This is a genomic window from Gammaproteobacteria bacterium CG11_big_fil_rev_8_21_14_0_20_46_22 (assembly GCA_002796245.1).
GTDB lineage: Bacteria > Pseudomonadota > Gammaproteobacteria > UBA12402 > UBA12402 > 1-14-0-20-46-22.
In genome coordinates this window covers 57446-76582 of sequence record PCWT01000023.1, presented here as the reverse complement: position 1 = coordinate 76582, position 19137 = coordinate 57446, and the positions used below count along the sequence as shown (strand labels likewise).

Below are 19137 nucleotides of genomic sequence, written 5' to 3'. Positions count from 1 at the left end.
CCACCGACGACTGGGAAGCTTACAGACCTAGGAAAATTTAAACGCGGGTGGCTCGAGCAAATGGAGTTAGCCTATAAAGATAAACGATGCTCAATCGAAAAGTCCAAAAGAGAGGAACAACTAAATCAAACAAAAAGCTTCCTAGCTACTGAAATTAACAGATTACTTTCTCCGACGTTTATCCATGAGATTGTGCGCACATACCTTCGCAGCGGTCTAAGGGCACACATAGCTTACCATAGTCGGAGGGGCTATATTTCGGCTTCAAATCTGATTGCAAAGATAGAAGCTTATTTAGCCGAGGAAGGATGCTATTTTGGACGTTTCAGCACAAAAAAACGCACGCTTGCTGAGCGATATACACGATGCCAAAAAAAGCTTAAGGGCCAACAAAATTACACGGATTTTTTTGCTGCACTAAAGGCAAAAGGGGAAACGCTTGATGATCAATATCAACAAGCTCTTGAGCAAGGATTACGCCCTATTGAGGAAGCTTATAATGACTTCATTAACAAAGTTAATGGGCTTGATAACGAAAGCTTGGACGCCCTTTCTACGCAACTCATCGAACTGTATCACTTACCCCTAGTTAAATCTCAAACAGCATTTAAACAGGCTTGTATCGATCTTTGTGCTTCTTTTCATCATGATTCTTTACGTAAAACCAAACCAAGCGGGGAGCCATTAGAAGATCCATATGATATTAGAACACAGATTCAAGCGTTAAAACGAGCTCGATCCGCTTCGGGCGCAGCACCGTGCAGTTTTGATTCTCCTTTAGCTTTTTTCCACGAAATCAAGGTCAATCTTGCAAAAACACGTATTTCTGAGTTAATTAGTAAGCTAAAAAAAACCGAAGCTTATCAAAGTTACGCAGCGATAGAAAACGTGCTTAACGATCTAGATACGGAACTATCGAAACAAAGAAATATGCTTCAATCCATGCAGGCAGAGTTATCCACGTTAAAGGCTAAACTGCCTCAAGCAGAACAAGACGCAATTGAAAAAACAACTGTGGATTATAATGCAGGAACTAAAAGAGTTAATCTCAATGATGAGGCCAGGGAGCTGGGCTATAACACTTCTTATGATAGAGGAACTGAATATCGCCGCAGTTATAGACGCTTAACTGAACAAGAAATAGCGAGCAGGCAAGCAAAATTAAGCGAACTTAAGGCAAGGATTGAGGCTTTAGAAAAATCCATCGATCAAGCCCCTAAAGCAATTCAAACTCTAACTTCATCGATTCGGGAGCATCAAAGCGAACTTGACCGCACTCCTAAACCAGAAGAAGCAAGGATAGTCGAACAACTTTCTCACATGAAACTTTCAAGCACTTCTCATGGGTTTAGTCCTGTTATTCGAGAAGCCAAGGAAATACTTGAGCACGCTAACAGGCGCGCCACACCAAGCCCTTCCTAGTACCCACAGTGCGGGCTCGAACAGTAGACAGACCCTAAGCAATTGATTATGCTTATTAGCTTAAGAAATAGCTGAGTCACACCATGAGCCCTAACTTACCGCGCTGGGATGGCGAACCTCGCCCACCTTTGATCACTATCGTGACCTGGCTGGGCCTATTTTTTAATGCTTTTTGGATCTATGCAGCCTTTGTGGTGCCTGCCAATGAAGAACAAGGCCTTGCCCCGTTTGGGCTATTGTTCACACCGGCCGCCATCCTGGAATCCATCCTAATGATCATTGCACTGTTTTTCATTTTCCGCATGCAACGCATCGGTGTGTGGCTTTTCCTACTAATTGCCGTGCTTTATAACGCCTATGTATTTTATTTTTCCGCTTTACCGTTGGTCAGCATTGTGATCGATGCGGTCATGTTTGTGATTTTTTTATTGTATACACCGCAGATGAGTTAGAACATGTTATTACGTTTAATCGGTTGCACCTTAATGGTGGCCGGCACATCCATTGGCGCAGGCTTACTCGCGCTACCCACAGCCACCGCCGCCAGCGGTTTTCTCACCACCACCCTCACCTTGCTGGTTTGCTGGGTATTTATGACCGCCGGTGCGTTTTACATTTTAGAGGTCAGCTTAAAACTCAAACAAAACACCAACCTGATTTCCATGGCGAAAGCCTCGCTGGGTTTGCCTGGGCAAATTATCACGTTGTGCGTATACCTCTTATTACTTTACGCTTTGTTATCAGCGTATATCGCAGGTGGTAGCGATGTGGTGCACATGCTTCTCGCCAAAGTGCATCTGGCGAAATACAAAGTGTTAGATACCTTGATTTTCACCCTAATTTTTGCCGCGATAGTCATTCGTGGTGTACGCACAGTAGACTGGACCAACCGCTTGCTCATGACCGTAAAGCTCGGCACATTTTTCGCACTGCTTGTGATCATTTCCCCGCACATCACCACTCACCAATTAGAAACCGGCTCACCGCACGCCATTTGGCCAGCTGTCATGGTGGTCATCACCTCGTTTGGTTTCGCAGTCATCATCCCAAGCCTTAGAAGCTACTTAAATGACAATGTGAAACATTTGCGCATTGCGATCACCGCCGGCAGTTTTATTGCGTTGGCCTGTTATTGGTTATGGTGTTTGGTTGTGCAAGGCAACTTGCCGCTACACGGCTCAAACGGCCTGATTCAAATCGCACAATCCGGCTCAGCCGTGAGTGGTTTAACCAACGCACTCAGCCAAATGCTCAATCGCCCCAGCGTCACCTTCGCCGTGCATTTGTTTGCCTCCATCAGCGTGTTAACCTCTTTTTTGGCGGTAGCCTTATCCCTTTCAGATTTTTTGGCCGATGGTTTAAAGCTCAAAAAACAGGGCAACGATCGCGTTAAAGTCTACGCTGCAACCTTTTTACCCCCGCTAGTGATTGTGCTTGTCTACCCCGGCGCGTTTATACAAGCGCTGGCCTTTGCCGGTATCTTATGTGTCATTTTATTAATTCTCTTGCCCGCACTCATGGCCTATCGCATGCGTGAAAAACACGAAGGCGATGTGCGCTTTGAAACCCCAGGCGGCAAAACCCTACTCGCCACCACGGGCCTTGCAGCGATTGTTTTGTTGGTGATTGGGTTTTGGACATTTTAAAAAACGTGTGATAGCTTAGATTAAACCCTCCCGCTCTTCCTTCGATAACCATAACTCCCGCAATTGGCCTTCCTTTTTTGTTTAGCCAAACAAACTCCATAGGGCTTAGTAACAGCCTAGGGCGTAAAAACTTACGCTTATCAATAATTGATTTAAATCAAAAAGCGATATATCATGAACACAGAAAATTGGAAAGTTACCATTCATCGAAGAGCAACAAAGCAAATTAGGCAGTTACCGGTGAAAACGCAAAAATCACTCTACCTTTTAGTTAAAAGCTTAGAGCTTGATGGACCTAACGCCGGGAAGCAGTGGAAAAATTTCGGTAAATTAAGAAATTGCAGCGCCGAAATTTATCACTGCCATCTTTCAAAAGGTCGTCCAAGGTATGTTTGCTGCTGGGAACTAAAAAACAAAGCGTTGAAATTACTGGAGATACTCTATGTCGGCACACACGAAAAAGCACCCTACTAAGGCAATGGCACACATTAACTGGCAAGGCACGCGTTACACAATCCCCATTGAAGTTTTAGCGCTCTACAAACACGCAGAAGCAAAGCAAGACACCGCAAGCCCTGCACAGGTCTTTAATGGCCTCATCAAAACCTTTGGTGAGCCTTCACTCTGCCTGAGCGGCCTAAGGCACAAAGAGTCTCTCACTCAAGTGCAGTTTGCTAAAAAGCTCGGCATCACCCAACAAAACCTTTCCGCGATGGAAAACGGGCGCCGCCCCATTGGCAAAAACATGGCCAAGCGAATTGAAGCCCTATTTGGCATAGACTATCGTTGTTTTTTGTAAAAAGTATTGTTAATGCTCACCATCACAGACCTTGCTGCGATTGTTTTGCTGACCCTTGGCTTTTGGACATTTTAAGCTTGTTTTTATTTTAAACGCTTGACGTAACTATCACCTTACCCCTACAGTTTGTCCAGGGATGAAGCTGAAAATATGCAGAGACAGTTGAACAAAAATGATTAACCTAATAGAACTCAACAAAAAACCAAGCATTATACGTTCAAGCTCGAACAAGCCCACCCCTTTAGAAAGCTGGCAAACCCCCATGCTAATGACGCTGGAGATCAATCAAACCCATGGAAATCCCAGCGGACTTTTTGAAGACCATTCTGGAATTGCCTCCTAAATAGCCTGTATGTTTTATAGCTACCATCAAGGCCACACCACCACTGGCGAGTCCATCCCCGAAGTGCTCAGAAAACGCCAAGAGTCAGCAAAGTGGAACCTGCCTTATTTGCAAGCCATATTACAAGATGCCTTATGGCTTAATCCAAAGCTGCTCTCTCAAACACTATTCGAGGGTATCTTTCGTGTCCCGCCAGGCTATGAATTAGACTGCACACCAGGGAAACCACCGATACTTAAACAGCAATTTCAACTGATAGCCAAGACACCAAGCCCGCGTCTATCCCTAAACGAAGCAAAAGATCAGCTTTTTGAACAACTACTAAACGCTGTAACAAGAGCCGCACCCGATAGACACACAGCTCTAGAGTTAAGCGGCGGGCTGGATTCTTCCACAGTATCAGCATTAACCCGAAAAATTCACCCTAAAACATCCCTGCATGCCTTCACACATGGTACACCTAACACCATCCCACCCTGGATGCGAGATGCAAATTTTCTACACGATGAATCACGCTGGAGCGAGCTCGTCAGCCATCACCTTCAGCTAACACAGCATCGAATACGATCAGGGTTTAACTTGGAACTTATTATCGAAAAATATGCCGAATGCCTCGGTGGTTGCAGCGAGGTGCTATTTCCTCTGCTAAATCATAACGTTTACGATTTAGCCAAAAGGTACGAAATAAACACGCTGTTATCAGGGTTTGGCGGCGATGAAGTAGTGAGCCAGCACGCGAATAACGCGCTAATTGAATTTCGAAACCAAAAAGCCTATGGACGCTATGCTTATGAACGCATTCTCAAAAAATATCGCGAGCTATACTCGAGTAAAAAAATCTCGCGCCCCTATAGAAACAACACTCAAAATAGACAACAAGCCAACAGCCATTGGCCCTATTTAATCCTAAGTAACACGCCGCCAATCAGAATCTTGCCTACGTTCAAAACCGTACAATCTAAAGAGGCCGCCTATATCCAAGGAGAGTTATCCATTCACTGGCAGAGGCGTATTGAAACATCAAAGCTCATTGCAAAAGCGCACGGAATTGATTGCGCCTTCCCTCTCGCCGACCCAGAGCTGATGTGTTTCTTTCACCAATTGCCCGCGCACTTTAAGCGCCGCCACGGCCACGGTCGATATTTGCTAAGAAAAGCCATGGCAGCGTATTTACCTGACTCTGTAGTTTGGCGTTCCGATAAAGCCGGCGCTACAGCACCAGCTGCCTATGCACAGCTAGTCGAACAGCTCCCTGAGTACTTTCTATGCCGTACCGACCCAAATTATACAGGTGTACTTAAGCCCTACATTAATTTTACCCAATTGCGCAAATTGTTTGAGACTCAACACTGCCTAGATGATAATATTATTCGCCTTAGCGTCATGGTCTTAATGATCATGCATTATGAGAAAAAGCTTGAAACAGGTAGCTTTTAAAGAATAGGTCCGTATATGTATTTTGCTCGATTGATTATCGTCCTGAGTCTGCTCAGCTTATGCACTTCTTTCTCAGCATTTGCAAAGCCCACAATATGGCAGTATGCCACAACGAGCCTTGCCAAAGCACGCCTGGGCGCTACGGGAGATATTTTTTCTTTCACCGTGCCTGCTGACGGTGGGGACAAGCAAATCTCGATCGCAATCACCTTCTTCTCAACTTACTCAAGCTCAACTAGCTGCACTGGTAGTTTAGTCAACCAAGCCTATAACAACAGCTGTGCATGTGCTGCCTATGCTGGCAGGACCTTCTACATTTCACAAGCTAATTTATACAAAATCATCAATACTTTCAGCCCTGGCAATGTCAGTAACGTAAACTGCGCAAGAATAAGAGATAATAAAAACTTTTCGAATTCTATATTCAAGCAAACAACTTGCTCGAGTGGCTCAGAATCCTGCAGCAACGATAGTGGAACCACCGCGGCATTGCCTCTAGATGTGGCAACGGGCAACGCCTGTTCTTGCTAGGGCGATTTTTTTGCGCACACCACAATAGGTTTAAAAAACAATCGATTCCCGGCTCAGCGGGGCAATTGACCACCCCAGGCACATTGTTTACAATGCGAGCCACCTTAAGGTAATAATATCAAAAATGGCAACAAATCAATCACATATCCGCAATTTTTCGATCATTGCGCACATTGATCATGGAAAATCGACACTGGCTGATCGCTTCATCGCCTTATGCGGCGGATTGACTGAGCGCGAGATGGCCGAACAAGTTTTGGACTCCATGGATATCGAGCGTGAGCGCGGCATCACCATCAAAGCGCAAAGCGTGACCTTGCACTACACCGCCAGAAGTGGCGAAACCTATCAACTGAACTTTATTGATACCCCGGGCCACGTGGATTTCGCTTATGAAGTCTCTCGATCCTTGTCAGCCTGCGAAGGCGCGCTCTTGGTGGTCGATAGCGCACAAGGCGTGGAAGCACAAACACTGGCTGTCTGCTATACCGCCATTGAACAAAATCTGGAAGTGGTGCCGGTACTCAACAAAATCGATTTACCGCAAGCCGAACCTGAACGTGTTGCCCAAGAAATTGAAGATATCATCGGCATCGACGCTAAAAATGCAGTACGCGCAAGCGCCAAAAGTGGCATCGGTATCGACGACATCTTAGAAAACATTGTCACACAAATTCCAGCCCCGAGTGGCGACCCGGATGCGCCCTTACAAGCCTTGATTATCGACTCCTGGTTCGATAGCTATCTGGGCGTGGTTTCGCTTGTACGCATCAATCACGGTGTACTGCGCAAAAAAGACAAAATTACACTCATGTCTAACGGGCGAAATTACACTGTTGATGGTGTCGGTATTTTCACGCCCAAGCTCACCCATAAAGATGCGCTATACACCGGCGAAGTGGGTTTCATGGTTGCTGGTGTTAAAGACATTCATGGTGCGCCAGTGGGTGATACCATCACGCACACGCACAACCCCGCTGCTAAACCCTTGCCCGGTTTTCAACGCGTTAAACCGCAAGTGTATGCCGGCGTATTTACCGTGAGCTCTGATGATTACGAAGCCTTTCGTGATGCACTGGAAAAACTCAGCCTAAACGATGCCTCACTGTTCTACGAGCCGGAAAATTCCACGGCTTTAGGCTTTGGCTTTCGCTGCGGTTTTTTGGGTATGCTTCACATGGAGATTATCCAAGAGCGACTCGAGCGCGAATATGACTTGGACCTTATCACCACAGCACCGACGGTAATCTACGAATTAAAAATGACCGACGGCAGCATTATGCAAATCGACAGCCCTTCAAAATTGCCGAACCCGTCGAAAATCGCAGAGATTCGCGAGCCTATCGCGACTGTGAATATTCTAGTGCCGAAAGATTATTTGGGCAGCGTGATCACATTATGTGTTGAGCGACGCGGCGTGCAAAAACGCATGGATTACATGGGCAAACAAGTTTCGCTGACTTACGAAATCCCCATGAACGAAGTGGTACTGGATTTTTTCGATCGCTTAAAATCCACGAGCCGAGGCTATGCTTCATTGGACTACGGTTTTAATCACTTCTCAGCCGCAAGCATGGTGAAACTCGATATCCTGATTAACAATGAAAAAGTCGATGCCTTGTCACTGATCGTCCACAAAGACAGCGCCCAACATCGCGGTCGCGCTTTGGCTGAAAAAATGAAAGAGCTCATCCCCAGACAAATGTTTGATGTGGCCATTCAAGCAGCCATCGGTAACCAAGTTATCGCACGCACTACCGTTAAAGCCTTACGTAAAAACGTAACGGCCAAATGCTACGGCGGTGACATTTCACGCAAAAAGAAACTCTTGGAAAAACAAAAAGCCGGTAAAAAGCGGATGAAGCAATTTGGTAAAGTAGAGATTCCGCAATCTGCTTTCCTCGCCATTCTAAAAGTCAACGATTAAGGACAGCCCTATGTTTTCAACTCTCATCATTGTCGCCATCATCGTCACCGCAGCGATATGGATTTACGATGTGTTTGCCCTTCTGCCTAAACGACTCAAAAATCAAGAAGGTGACCCTAAGCACATGCCTTATGTTCGCGGCATTTTCTTATTCGCCGTCTTTGTGTTGTTCGTCAAAGTGTTGAACATCAACATTTTAACTTTGCTCGTCATACTCACCATTGCCAGCGGTATCGTTTGGCTATTGGACATCAAATTCTTTCGAGCCAAACGCGAAGCCACTGGGCGAAAAGAAAACTTCATTATCGACTACTCACGCTCTTTGTTTTGGATTTTCTTTGCCGTGCTGATTATCCGTGCCTTTATTGGGCAGCTTTTCAGCGTGCCCACAGGCTCTCTGGAGCCCACCGTGATGCCGGGTGATGTATTGGTCGTCAGCCAGTTTAGTTATGGTTTGCGCCTACCCATCACTGGCACAAAAATCTTGAATGTTGGCGAGCCAAAACTTGGTGACATCGCGGTTTTCCACTACCCAGTTAACCCCAGCATTGATTACATCAAACGCATTGTCGGCTTACCCGGCGACCATATTGTCTACAAAAACAAAACGCTGTATATCAACGGTAAAAAAATGCCACAAACTTTTGTCAAAAACACCTTTGACTTTGAACCTGGCGATAATATCCCCGCCAAACTTATGCAGGAAGATTTAAACGGCAAGAAGCACGAGCTTATCGTTTGGCAACACGGCGGTGAAACCACACCCTACAGCATCACTGTTCCTAAAGGTTACTACCTTGCCATGGGCGATAATCGCGATGATAGTTACGACAGCCGCTACTGGGGCTTGGTGCCGGAAAAGAACCTGGTAGGCAAAGCCGAGTTTGTGCTGATCAACTTACACAATGGCATTCACTTTAACCGCACAGGAAAACGCTTCTAAGATGGACGATCAAAAACTCGAAAAACTGCAACATAATCTGCACTACGAGTTTAAAGACCTTGAGCTTTTAAAGCTCGCCCTAACACACCGAAGCTATGCCAAACACAACAATGAACGTTTTGAATTTTTAGGCGATGCTATCTTAGGCTTTATTATCGCTGAAGAATTAAGCTTACGATTTCCCACGGCACACGAAGGCGAGCTCAGCCGTATGCGCGCCGGAATGGTTAAAGGTGATGTCTTAGCTAAAATAGCGCTTGAACTTAACTTAAGTTCTGCATTACTATTGGGCCCAGGGGAATTGAAAAGCGGCGGCGAAAAACGTCGTTCGATTCTAGCCGATGCGGTAGAAGCCATCATTGCTGCCATTTATCACGATGCTGGCCTGCAAGAAGCAAAACAATGTATTCTCACATGGTATGCCGCAACATTAGAAACACTCTCGCTCGATGACTTGAAAAAAGACCCCAAGTCTCAACTGCAAGAGTGGCTACAAGCAAGACGCTTACCCCTACCTGACTATCGTTTAGTCGAAACGCGTGGAAAAGACCATGAGCAAGAGTTCATTGTCGAATGTAGCGTTATCACTCTTCAAGAACCGCTACTTGGCACAGGAAGTACCCGAAGAAAAGCTGAACAATATGCAGCACAACAAGTACTCGAGGTCATAAAAAAATGAATCTACAACACTACTGCGGTTACGTGGCAATTTTAGGGCGACCTAATGTTGGCAAATCAACCCTACTTAATGCGCTACTGGGTAAAAAACTCAGCATCACCTGCCACAAGCGACAAACCACACGGCATGTGATCCAAGGCATTAAAACCGATAAAAACTATCAGTCAATTTATGTCGACACACCCGGCATGCACAAAACACACCGTCGCACGCTCAACAAACACATGAATCAAGTGGCCAGCCACACGATTTATGATGTGGATGTGGTGCTTTTTGTGGTCGATGCCATGGTTTGGACAGATGAAGACGAATACGTGCTCGAACACATCAAATCATCCAGCACACCCTGCATTCTCGTCATTAATAAAATCGATCAATTCCAAGAACGTGATCAAGTCCTTCCGATCATTAACAACTTAAAAGACCGACATAATTTCACCGCCATTGTGCCTGTTTGCGCCGAAAAAGGCACAAACGTTGCCGAAGTCCAAAAAGCGGTAAACGCCTTACTGCCAGAAGGTGAATTCTTTTTTGAAGCTGAAAAATTTACCACACGTGATGATAACTTTATTATCAGTGAAATTGTTCGAGAGAAACTCTTTAATACGACTCACCAAGAAATTCCTTACTCTTCTACGGTATTGGTTGAGCACATCCAAGAGCGTAATCAAGTCTTGCATATCAATGCCAGCATTTACGTTGAGCGTCCGAATCAAAAAGCCATCGTGATTGGCAAAGGCGGCACTCACTTAAAACTGATTGGCTCACAAGCTCGTCATGACCTTGAACGCCATTTTGACAAAAAAATATTTTTACAGTTGTGGGTAAAAGTCAAACAAGACTGGGCAGACGATGAGAAAGCCCTAAGTCAACTCGGCTTTTATCAATGACCAAGGGCTTTGTGTTACACAAACGCCCTTACCGAGACTCCAGCGCGCTTATCGAACTACTCACTGACACTGACGGTATCGTGCCTGTCGTGGCTCACGGTGTTAAACGTGCCAAATCCAAATTAGCCAGTGTCACACAACAATTTTGCTTACTTGAGGTAAGCTACACCCCCAAGGGTGAACTACGCACGCTAAAACAAGCCGAGATGGAACGTCATCTTTTTCTTAGCGGTGAACAGCTGCTCTGCGGCTTTTATATGAATGAGCTTATTTTAAAGCTCATACCCCGACTATCACACTGCGAAGACGTGTTTGAGCTTTACGAAAATACACTACAGACTTTAAGCAGTTGTGATTCAATCGAAACCTTATTGCGTCGTTTTGAAAAACAATTATTAGAATTATTGGGCTACGGCATTAGCTTTTCACATACCCTCTCGGGCCAATCTATCGAAGCAAAGCAGTTTTACGCATTGAGCCTGGACCAAGGCTTTGAAATCGCCACCGAGCAAGATGGCCTCCCAGGGCACACTTTACTCAAAATCGACCAAGAAAAACTGGATACACCCGATACCCTGCAAGCCGCCAAACACATCATGCGACGGCTCATCCAAGCACACCTAGGTCACAAAACCATCGAAAGCCGAAGCCTTTTTCGTTAATTTTGACCGGCCGTCACTGTTGGGCTATGATCGCTTTTTTCACACGAACAATGCGACTTGCCATGGACTCCAAAACAATCGAACACCTCATTCACGAAGCACTCACCTGCCAGCATGTACAGGTTGAAGGCGACGGTTACCACTTCACCGCCACGATTGTGAGCGAAACCTTTGATGACCTGCGCAGCGTACAACGCCAACAGAAAGTCTACGCGGCTGTCAACCAACCGATCAGTACAGGCGAGTTACACGCACTGTCGTTAAAAACGTATACCCCAAAAGAGTGGGCCGAGCAGCAAGAGACAAATCATGGATAAGCTTAAAATTGAAGGTGGTCAACCGCTGATCGGCGAAATCAAAATGTCGGGCGCAAAAAATGCCGCCCTACCCATTATGGCCGCGAGCCTATTGGCCAGTGAGCCGGTTAAAATCAGTAATGTTCCGCATTTGCGTGACATTACCACCACCATCGAATTACTGGGCCAAATGGGCTCACACATTGTGGTGGATGAGTACCTAGGCCTTGAAATTGATCCTCGCCATATCGATCGTTTTGTCGCTCCCTACGAGCTGGTCAGCACGATGCGCGCCTCGATTCTGGTGCTAGGTCCTTTGCTGGCACGTTTCGGTCAAGCCGATGTCTCATTACCAGGTGGCTGCGCCATTGGTGCACGCCCTGTTGACGTCCACACCGATGGTCTTCGCGCCATGGGTGCTGAAATCGAACTTACCGACGGCTACATCAAGGCTCGTGCGCCGCAAGGCTTAAAAGGTGCCAACATCACCATGAGCAAAGTCAGCGTCGGCGCCACTGAGAACTTGCTAACAGCCGCCACACTCGCAGACGGCGAAACCATTTTAAACAACGCCGCAAAAGAGCCTGAAATTATCGACCTTGCAAACTTCTTAACGGTATTGGGGGCTAAAATTAGCGGCGCAGGTACGTCCACGATTCGCATCCAAGGGGTTTCATCACTTAAAGGGGGCGAGTATCGAGTGATGCCCGATCGCATTGAAACAGGCACCTACTTAGTCGCCGCCGCCATGACCGGCGGCCGTGTGCTGTTGAAAAACTGCGCGCCTAAAACCTTGAAGGCCACGCTTGAAAAATTGCGCGAAACCGGTGGCCAAGTGGATGCCGGTGAAAACTATATTGAAATCGACATGGAAGGCCAGCGACCGCACGCTGTTGACATTATCACTGCACCTTACCCAGGTTTTCCTACAGATATGCAAGCCCAATTTATGGCGCTGAACACAATTGCCACAGGCGATAGCCGCATTGTTGAAACTATATTTGAAAACCGCTTCATGCACGCTCAAGAGCTTGAGCGCATGGGCGCGAACATCCGCATCGAGGGTAATACCGCCTATGTGAAAGGTGTCGAACGCTTAAAAGGCGCGCCTGTGATGGCTACCGACCTTCGTGCTTCTGCAAGTCTGGTGCTTGCAGGCCTGGCCGCTGAAGGTGAAACTACCGTGCACCGCATTTATCATATCGATCGCGGTTATGAATGCATTGAAGAAAAACTGTCGCAATTGGGCGCGAAAATTAAGCGCGCGTCGTAACACGATGAAACGTGATCACTTAACACAGCATCTTAACACACTGCTACGCATTAAAGAGTTTAGTGATTACTGCCCGAATGGTTTACAAGTCGAAGGCAGCCGAGAAATTAAACGCATCATCACCGGCGTGACAGCTTGCCAAGCCTTGATCGATGCGGCCATTGAGCAACAAGCCGATACGATCATTGTGCACCACGGTTATTTTTGGAAAGGTGAAGCAGCCGAAATTACCGGCATGAAAAAGCAGCGTTTAAAAACCCTGTTAGAAAACGATATCAACCTCTTCGCGTACCACTTACCGCTCGACGCTCACCCAAGCCTTGGCAATAATGTGCAGTTCGGCACAGCACTCACTATCTGCAACATTGAAACCATCGACCTAGGTTTGGGGCCAGGCATCGGCTTGCAAGGCATCTTCAGTGAAGCCAAAACCGCTAAAAACCTAGCCGAGATGCTCGAGCAGACTCTGCAGCACACGCCACTACACATTTCAGCTGCAGATTCTCGCAGTATTCGACGTATAGCCTGGTGCACGGGCTCCGCTGAGCGAGGCATTGAAGCAGCAGCACTAGCAGGCTGTGATGCCTATATCAGTGGTGAAATTTCCGAACAAACTGTGCATATTGCCCGTGAAATGAACCTCCACTACTTTGCCGCTGGCCATCACGCGACCGAACGCTTTGGTGTTCAAGCACTGGCCAAACACCTGAACGCCGAATTTAGCCTAAGCAGCGACTTTATCGATATACCCAACCCCGTTTGAAATCAATAAGTTAAGGCATTTTTGGCGACTTTATACCCCGAAATTTGCCTATTTTTTTACCACCCTAATTCCACTGTATGATTATTTTTTGAACAAACTATACTGGGATTGTGTTGAAAACAACGGACAAAGGAGAAACACGATGTTTAACGATTACGACCTTCAAGACAGCTTTACAACGGATGAGTTGTATTTAAATAGCGGTGAAGTCAACTCAGTGATCGCAGACATGGGTCTTGAATCTCGAGATGAAAGCTTCGCCTAAACAATAAAAGATACGCTGCCGAAGATAACAAAAACAACACAATAACAATAAAAGCAGGCAAGCTCACGAATAACAATAAAAATAACTAAATAATAACAATAACAAAAAGCCCACCCCTCAAGCATCCGCCGGATTGCATAATAAAAATAAGCAAAATCCGGCGGGCTTTTATTTTTCTAGATAAGCTTCAAAACACGCCAGCACAAAAGCCTCATGGTCGCTTTGCTGCCTTGGTGTTTTATAGATAATTTGCGGTCTGTGAATATGAACATGCTTGCAGGTCTCGTGAATCGTGGCTTTTAACTGTTCTATTGTCACGGTTTTGGCCTTTAGCGCATCGTGGCATTGCACATACACCAAATACGTGGTCAAAGCTTTAAAGCTGCGATTTTTACCGGCTTTACAGTGAAAATACACATTTTTCCCCGCCGCTTGATGCGCATAAATCGCTTCCATAGCCTGGAAGAATTTAGACACGAAGTCCGCCTCGGTGTGTTTGAAGTGTGCAATAAAATCACGAATGCTAACATTGATGACATCCACATCAATGGCTTCATACTGTTTTTCATTCGCGGCTTTCACCCCACCCCACAAGTGTGTTTCACGCTCCAGCGCTTCCAACGTGCGAACCACTAAACCAATGTGTTCACGCGCACAAATACTTTGATAGTCGTAACGGTGATATAGCCCTTTCGGCGCATCCAATAACATTGCACCTAAAAACACTTTCGCCCCACCCGGCAAAGTAAAGTCTGTTTTAATCTCATGGTAGGGCTCGGTCAGGCCAAAAAAATTCGGCGAAAGTGTCGCCAAGGCATGACTGACTCGGAAAAATAAGCGTTTTTTCAGGCTCACTTAATCACCCCACAAGCCAAGCGCGCACCGCCGCCGCCCAAAGGCTTAGGCTCGTCAGAATAATTATCCCCACCTTCATGCACCATCAACGCATGGTGGCGAATAGCTTTCACGGTCAGCCTAGGTGCCAATATAGGCAGCTTCGCCTCACCTTGATCGTTGACGATCAATACCGGCAAATCACCTAAATGACCGTGCGGGTTATAAGGCCCCAAGTGCTTACCCGTGTGCAGAGGATCCAAATGACCGCCAGCCGCCATACCCTGATCTTTGCACGAAGGCCGCACATGAATATGAAAACCGTGCTCACCCGGCGGCAAATGTGTTAAATGAGGCTTTAATAACAACCCATATTGCGTATCTTCTGCCAAGACATACCCGATGTACTGATCATGATCACCTTTCAATACTAAATGCATAGGAATTTTAACGCTGGCTGAAATCGCCAGTGACACCGCCCCCAACAACACCATGAACCCACTGATATAACGCATCATTTTAAACCTCATCCATCCAAGCGGCTTGTATCGCTTCTAAAATTCGCTCATTGCTATTATTCGGCACATCGTCAAAACCATCAAGCTCGCAGACCCAACGGTGTAAATCCGTAAATCGCACAGAGCGCGGATCCACATCGCTGTGCATATCGGCCAATGCGATGGCAATGTCTTGCACATCAGTCCATTTCATCGGGTTTCCTCATGAGTTTTTTTGATTCCAGCGCATAGTCTGCAGGCACATGCACAGGCTTGTCAACACTTCAACGCTTAAGCTTATTCTAAGAAAAACACTTTACGATAGACCTTAATAATCAAGTGCAAAAAGGCAAAAAAATCCTCTTTATAAAACGCGACTTGCTAGCCTTCAAAAAAAGAGCGGTCGCCAGGCTCGCAATCGCCTTCCCTGGACATGACGAAACTGCAGCAAGCCTTGTTGATATCACAGTGAATAAATTGGAAGAGATAAAAGCTCAACTTCGGACAGAAGCCAGAACGGCACTTGCCACCCGAGCGCAAGCCAGAGCGTGCCCCTAACCTTCAGAAACCATATTAATAGTGTATTTCGGAATCTCAACAACCAAGTCTTCATCGTCAATGATCACTTGGCAACTTAAGCGCGAGTCCATATCCACACCCCAAGCACGATCGAGCAAATCGTTTTCTTTATCTTGCGCCTCGTTCAAAGAGTCGAACCCGGTGCGCACATAGACCTGGCACGTTGTACAAGCACACTGCATTTCACAAGCGTGTTCTATTTTAATGGCGTGCTTAAAGAGCTCTTCAATTAAGATCGCGCCTTTGGGTGATTCAAACTCTACGCCTTGAGGGCAGATGTCTGCATGAGGTAACACTTTAATTTTTGGCATCATTCACCTCATCAATACGTTTACCGCTCAGCGCTTTTTTAACAGCCAAATCCATGCGCTTAGCCGCAAAGTCATGACTGGCTTCATTCAATTGTTCAATGGCCGCTTTAATCCTCGCAGTATCTTTAGCATCGATCGCCTGCGTTAAAATCACGATAGACTGCTTTAAGCCATCCTTTTCTTTCACTGTGAGCAAAGCCTCGCCGTCTTCTTCCAAAGCCGTCTCCAACATCGAGAGCAGCTGTTCACCGGCTACCGTCTCTTCGACCAGTGCACGGGTTTTCATGTCTTCATCGGCATGACCGAAGGCCTCAAGCAACATGCTTTGCATATCATCTGTGCTCAAACCGTAAGAAGGCTTCACAACAATCTCTGCAGATTGTCCCGTGATTGCTTCCTGCGCATTCACACTTAACAAACCATCCGCATCCACCTGAAAAGTCACACGCACACGCGCGCTACCGGCCTTCATCGGCGGAATGCCTTTCAAATCAAAACGCGCCAAAGAGCGACAGTGATCCACAGTCTCGCGCTCGCCCTGCACCACATGAAATTGCATGCCGGTTTGGTTATCCTGATACGTTGTAAACTCTTGCGCTCGCGCCGTAGGGATTGTGCTATTACGTTCAATAATTTTCTCCACTAAACCACCCATGGTTTCAATGCCCAGCGATAAGGGTAAGACGTCCAACAATAACGCGTCATTCGCTGATTTATTGCCAATCAGCGTATCGGCTTGTATCGCAGCACCCAAAGCCACCACTTGATCCGGATCAATATCGTTTAACATGGGACAGGCAAAGGTGTTTCTGGCTGCAGCCTGGACAGCCAAAGCGCGCGTGGAGCCGCCGACCATGAGCACACCGTTCAAATCGTTGCTATTAAGTTTTGCGTCGATTAAAACCGATTGAGCTATCGTGATCATTTGCTGCGTTTCACCGTCGATTAAGCGCGCGAATGTTTCACGATCCAAACTCAAACTCTGCCCCTTGAAACGAATCACACAAGATTCACTCACACTTAAACTCTCTTTCGCTTCACGCGCTAAATTGGCCAAACTCGCTTTATCATTCGGCGACAAGGGCCCATCGATTGAAGCTTGCCAATGCGCCATAATCGCACGATCAAAATCATCACCACCGAGCGCACTATCGCCACCGGTGGCCAGCACCGTGAATACACCCTCTTCGAACTCTAAAATGGACACATCAAACGTACCACCACCCAAGTCAAACACCATGTAAACACCGGGCTTACCCTGATCCAAACCGTACGCGACAGCCGCCGCTGTGGGTTCATTGAGCAAACGCAAAACCGGAATCCCGGCCAAGCTCGCTGCATCTTTGGTCGCTTGACGTTGCGCATCATCAAAATACGCGGGCACCGTGATCACCGCGCCCTCTAAAGATTTATCGGCACTTTGTTCAGCAATGGTTTTTAAGTGCTGCAAAATCACCGCAGAGATTTCAATCGGATTTTTTACACCGTGATCGCTTGTAACACAGACCATGCCCTTGTCTTCGCACAAACGCAGCGAAGAATGCTTGGCAATCGTGTCTAAATCGGACAGGGCTCGACCCATCAAACGCTTCACCGAGACGATGGTATTGTGGGGATCGATTTCGTGTTGTGCTTTGGCTTCACGACCTACCACGATAGCATTTGAGGCATAATGCACCACCGAGGGTTGAGACACATCACCGTTAGCATCGGCCAACACCACTGGAAAACCATCTTTAATCGTGGCAACCAAGCTGTTCGTTGTACCCAAATCAATACCCACTGCAAACTTTCGCTCGTGCGGCGCGCTTTTACCACCTGGCTCTGTGATTTGTAATAATGCCATTATGCGTCTAACACCTTTTGAATAAAGCTTAACTCGGCCACACATTGCGCGGCACGCTCATCGTCTTTCTCAAGAATCGCAGTCTTTAGGCAGGCCCAGGCGTCATTAAACGCACTGTGAATCTCTGTTTTCACCCCTTCGTCTCCTGATAATAAACGCTCACGCCACTGTATTTGCTGCATGAGAAATTCGGGCGACATCGCGGCATTGTTCTCAAGATTTAAACTCACACCATGCAACTTTAATAAATACACCGCACGTGACAAAGGGTTTTTAAGCGTTTGATAGGCTTGGTTGGCGTAAGACGACGTTTGAAGGGCTAAGCGTTTTTCACACTCAGCTTTTGCACTGAAACGATCCGGGTGCACTAAGCGCTGCAGCTTTTTATAGCGCGCTTCAAGCTCATCGACATTGATATCCAAGCCCATCGGCAGATCAAATAAATTGAAATAATCTTTCTCTAGCAAGGACATCGTTAAACCGTAAAACTCTCACCGCATCCACAGCGATTTTTCTCATTCGGATTGATAAACTCAAAACCTTCATTCAAACCACGACGAATATAATCCAAGGTCGCACCCTGCACGATCGGCATGGCTTTCGGATCGATAAACACATGCGCGCCATGTTCGGTAAACTCATGATCATGTTCGTTTCGCTCATCGGCATATTCAATCACATACGCCAAACCCGTACAGCCTGTGGTGCGGATTTTAACCCGAATGCCAAGACCCTTTCCGCGTGCTTTCATGCAATCGATAATACGTTGAGCCGCTTTTTCTGTGATCGCTAAGCTTTCACTCATTTATTTTTCCGCGTGTTTTTTTTCGTAATCCGCAATCGCCGCTTTGATGGCATCTTCGGCCAAAATTGAACAGTGAATTTTTACCGGCGGCAAAGCCAATTCTTCGGCAATATCGCTATTTTTAATTTGCGTGGCTTCATCCAGAGTTTTGCCTTTCAGCCACTCCGTGGCTAAAGAACTTGAAGCAATGGCCGAACCACAACCGTAAGTCTTAAAGCGTGTGTCGACAATTTTACCGTTTTCCACTTTGATCTGTAGCTTCATCACATCACCACAGGCCGGCGCACCGACCATGCCGGTGCCCACGTCCCCATCATCTGCGCCGTCGAAACTGCCGACATTGCGGGGGTTTTCGTAATGATCAATCACTTTTTTACTGTACGCCATAC

At 46.6% G+C, this 19137-nt stretch carries 24 protein-coding genes; 15 read left to right on the top strand and 9 right to left on the bottom strand.

From position 1 onward, the window contains the following. Positions 1–60: 60 nt before the first annotated feature. The 6 genes from COV52_02770 to COV52_02745 all read left to right on the top strand — a co-directional run bounded on the left by COV52_02770 (position 61) and on the right by COV52_02745 (position 5647). Positions 61–1422 carry a hypothetical protein gene (locus COV52_02770; GenBank protein PIR11700.1) on the top strand — a complete coding sequence of 454 codons (1362 nt, stop codon included), beginning with the start codon at positions 61–63 and terminating at the stop codon, positions 1420–1422. A gap of 83 nt (positions 1423–1505) precedes the next feature. Beyond that, positions 1506–1874 carry a hypothetical protein gene (locus COV52_02765; protein PIR11699.1) on the top strand — a complete coding sequence of 123 codons (369 nt, stop codon included), beginning with the start codon at positions 1506–1508 and terminating at the stop codon, positions 1872–1874. Positions 1875–1877: 3 nt separating this feature from the next. Further along, entirely contained in the window at positions 1878–3068 is a 1191-nt protein-coding gene (locus tag COV52_02760) for a tryptophan/tyrosine permease (protein PIR11698.1), read from the top strand. Positions 3069–3242: 174 nt separating this feature from the next. Beyond that, complete coding sequence (locus tag COV52_02755) at positions 3243–3542, top strand: cytotoxic translational repressor of toxin-antitoxin stability system (protein PIR11697.1); 300 nt, start codon at positions 3243–3245, stop codon at positions 3540–3542. A 4-nt stretch (positions 3543–3546) separates the two neighbouring features. Then, on the top strand, positions 3547–3867 hold the full coding sequence (locus COV52_02750; GenBank protein PIR11696.1) for a hypothetical protein: 321 nt from the start codon (positions 3547–3549) through the stop codon (positions 3865–3867). Between the two features lie 352 nt (positions 3868–4219). Further along, the gene (locus COV52_02745) at positions 4220–5647 is read left to right on the top strand and encodes a hypothetical protein (GenBank protein PIR11695.1); all 1428 of its coding nucleotides are present in this window, start codon (positions 4220–4222) and stop codon (positions 5645–5647) included. A gap of 311 nt (positions 5648–5958) precedes the next feature. On the opposite strand, the gene COV52_02740 is transcribed toward COV52_02745, so the two are convergent. Beyond that, positions 5959–6162, bottom strand: coding sequence for a hypothetical protein (locus tag COV52_02740; protein ID PIR11694.1), 204 nt, complete (start codon positions 6160–6162; stop codon positions 5959–5961). 140 nt (positions 6163–6302) lie between these two features. On the opposite strand from COV52_02740, the gene COV52_02735 reads away from it, so the two are divergent. The 8 genes from COV52_02735 (at position 6303) to COV52_02700 (ending at position 13611) form a co-directional block, all read left to right on the top strand. Further along, positions 6303–8105, top strand: a complete 1803-nt coding sequence (locus COV52_02735; GenBank protein PIR11693.1) for an elongation factor 4 — start codon at positions 6303–6305, stop codon at positions 8103–8105. 187 nt (positions 8106–8292) lie between these two features. Further along, a complete protein-coding gene (gene lepB / locus COV52_02730) occupies positions 8293–9048 on the top strand; it encodes a signal peptidase I (GenBank protein ID PIR11744.1) in 756 nt (251 codons plus the stop codon). Between the two features lies 1 nt (position 9049). Further along, complete coding sequence (locus COV52_02725; GenBank protein ID PIR11692.1) at positions 9050–9727, top strand: ribonuclease III; 678 nt, start codon at positions 9050–9052, stop codon at positions 9725–9727. Further along, complete coding sequence (locus tag COV52_02720; protein PIR11691.1) at positions 9724–10617, top strand: GTPase Era; 894 nt, start codon at positions 9724–9726, stop codon at positions 10615–10617. Before COV52_02725 ends, COV52_02720 begins: the two co-directional genes overlap by 4 nt. Next, positions 10614–11279 (top strand): DNA repair protein RecO, encoded by a 666-nt coding sequence (gene recO, locus COV52_02715; GenBank protein ID PIR11690.1) that lies wholly within the window; start codon positions 10614–10616, stop codon positions 11277–11279. Before COV52_02720 ends, recO begins: the two co-directional genes overlap by 4 nt. A gap of 62 nt (positions 11280–11341) precedes the next feature. After that, complete coding sequence (locus tag COV52_02710) at positions 11342–11596, top strand: hypothetical protein (GenBank protein ID PIR11689.1); 255 nt, start codon at positions 11342–11344, stop codon at positions 11594–11596. Continuing rightward, positions 11589–12848 (top strand): UDP-N-acetylglucosamine 1-carboxyvinyltransferase, encoded by a 1260-nt coding sequence (gene murA / locus COV52_02705; GenBank protein ID PIR11688.1) that lies wholly within the window; start codon positions 11589–11591, stop codon positions 12846–12848. The genes COV52_02710 and murA overlap by 8 nt, the downstream gene beginning before the upstream one ends. 4 nt (positions 12849–12852) lie before the next feature. Beyond that, on the top strand, positions 12853–13611 hold the full coding sequence (locus tag COV52_02700; protein PIR11687.1) for a Nif3-like dinuclear metal center hexameric protein: 759 nt from the start codon (positions 12853–12855) through the stop codon (positions 13609–13611). 433 nt (positions 13612–14044) lie between these two features. Here COV52_02700 and COV52_02695 read toward each other — a convergent pair whose 3' ends face one another. The 3 genes from COV52_02695 to iscX are packed head-to-tail and all read right to left on the bottom strand — an operon-like array spanning position 14045 to position 15421. Further along, a complete protein-coding gene (locus COV52_02695) occupies positions 14045–14731 on the bottom strand; it encodes a hypothetical protein (protein PIR11686.1) in 687 nt (228 codons plus the stop codon). Beyond that, on the bottom strand, positions 14728–15228 hold the full coding sequence (locus tag COV52_02690; protein ID PIR11685.1) for a superoxide dismutase: 501 nt from the start codon (positions 15226–15228) through the stop codon (positions 14728–14730). The genes COV52_02695 and COV52_02690 overlap by 4 nt, the downstream gene beginning before the upstream one ends. A gap of 1 nt (position 15229) precedes the next feature. After that, positions 15230–15421: a Fe-S assembly protein IscX gene (gene iscX, locus COV52_02685; protein PIR11684.1), complete on the bottom strand. Its 192-nt coding sequence runs from the start codon at positions 15419–15421 to the stop codon at positions 15230–15232. Between the two features lie 125 nt (positions 15422–15546). Between iscX and COV52_02680 the strand changes: the two genes are divergently transcribed. Further along, entirely contained in the window at positions 15547–15765 is a 219-nt protein-coding gene (locus COV52_02680; GenBank protein PIR11683.1) for a hypothetical protein, read from the top strand. Here the strand turns inward: COV52_02680 and fdx are convergent. The 5 genes from fdx to COV52_02655 are packed head-to-tail and all read right to left on the bottom strand — an operon-like array spanning position 15762 to position 19135. Then, complete coding sequence (fdx, locus tag COV52_02675) at positions 15762–16097, bottom strand: ISC system 2Fe-2S type ferredoxin (protein ID PIR11743.1); 336 nt, start codon at positions 16095–16097, stop codon at positions 15762–15764. The genes COV52_02680 and fdx overlap by 4 nt on opposite strands. Next, a complete protein-coding gene (gene hscA, locus COV52_02670; protein ID PIR11682.1) occupies positions 16084–17943 on the bottom strand; it encodes a Fe-S protein assembly chaperone HscA in 1860 nt (619 codons plus the stop codon). The genes fdx and hscA overlap by 14 nt, the downstream gene beginning before the upstream one ends. After that, complete coding sequence (hscB, locus tag COV52_02665; protein ID PIR11681.1) at positions 17943–18416, bottom strand: Fe-S protein assembly co-chaperone HscB; 474 nt, start codon at positions 18414–18416, stop codon at positions 17943–17945. The genes hscA and hscB overlap by 1 nt, the downstream gene beginning before the upstream one ends. Before the next feature lie 2 nt (positions 18417–18418). Continuing rightward, positions 18419–18748 (bottom strand): iron-sulfur cluster assembly protein IscA, encoded by a 330-nt coding sequence (gene iscA, locus COV52_02660; protein PIR11680.1) that lies wholly within the window; start codon positions 18746–18748, stop codon positions 18419–18421. Beyond that, positions 18749–19135 (bottom strand): Fe-S cluster assembly scaffold IscU, encoded by a 387-nt coding sequence (locus tag COV52_02655; protein ID PIR11679.1) that lies wholly within the window; start codon positions 19133–19135, stop codon positions 18749–18751. Positions 19136–19137: the final 2 nt, after the last annotated feature.

Coding starts and splice junctions, on each gene's coding strand:
- COV52_02770 (PIR11700.1), top strand. CDS start 61: ATGGAGTTAGCCTATAAAGATAAACGATGCTCAATCGAAAAGTCCAAA.
- COV52_02745 (PIR11695.1), top strand. CDS start 4,220: ATGTTTTATAGCTACCATCAAGGCCACACCACCACTGGCGAGTCCATC.
- COV52_02735 (PIR11693.1), top strand. CDS start 6,303: ATGGCAACAAATCAATCACATATCCGCAATTTTTCGATCATTGCGCAC.
- hscA (PIR11682.1), bottom strand. CDS start 17,943: ATGGCATTATTACAAATCACAGAGCCAGGTGGTAAAAGCGCGCCGCAC.
- COV52_02720 (PIR11691.1), top strand. CDS start 9,724: ATGAATCTACAACACTACTGCGGTTACGTGGCAATTTTAGGGCGACCT.
- COV52_02655 (PIR11679.1), bottom strand. CDS start 19,135: ATGGCGTACAGTAAAAAAGTGATTGATCATTACGAAAACCCCCGCAAT.
- COV52_02700 (PIR11687.1), top strand. CDS start 12,853: ATGAAACGTGATCACTTAACACAGCATCTTAACACACTGCTACGCATT.
- COV52_02765 (PIR11699.1), top strand. CDS start 1,506: ATGAGCCCTAACTTACCGCGCTGGGATGGCGAACCTCGCCCACCTTTG.
- COV52_02710 (PIR11689.1), top strand. CDS start 11,342: ATGGACTCCAAAACAATCGAACACCTCATTCACGAAGCACTCACCTGC.
- murA (PIR11688.1), top strand. CDS start 11,589: ATGGATAAGCTTAAAATTGAAGGTGGTCAACCGCTGATCGGCGAAATC.
- iscA (PIR11680.1), bottom strand. CDS start 18,748: ATGAGTGAAAGCTTAGCGATCACAGAAAAAGCGGCTCAACGTATTATC.
- hscB (PIR11681.1), bottom strand. CDS start 18,416: ATGTCCTTGCTAGAGAAAGATTATTTCAATTTATTTGATCTGCCGATG.
- COV52_02755 (PIR11697.1), top strand. CDS start 3,243: ATGAACACAGAAAATTGGAAAGTTACCATTCATCGAAGAGCAACAAAG.
- iscX (PIR11684.1), bottom strand. CDS start 15,421: ATGAAATGGACTGATGTGCAAGACATTGCCATCGCATTGGCCGATATG.
- COV52_02725 (PIR11692.1), top strand. CDS start 9,050: ATGGACGATCAAAAACTCGAAAAACTGCAACATAATCTGCACTACGAG.
- fdx (PIR11743.1), bottom strand. CDS start 16,097: ATGCCAAAAATTAAAGTGTTACCTCATGCAGACATCTGCCCTCAAGGC.
- recO (PIR11690.1), top strand. CDS start 10,614: ATGACCAAGGGCTTTGTGTTACACAAACGCCCTTACCGAGACTCCAGC.
- COV52_02750 (PIR11696.1), top strand. CDS start 3,547: ATGGCACACATTAACTGGCAAGGCACGCGTTACACAATCCCCATTGAA.
- COV52_02760 (PIR11698.1), top strand. CDS start 1,878: ATGTTATTACGTTTAATCGGTTGCACCTTAATGGTGGCCGGCACATCC.
- COV52_02690 (PIR11685.1), bottom strand. CDS start 15,228: ATGATGCGTTATATCAGTGGGTTCATGGTGTTGTTGGGGGCGGTGTCA.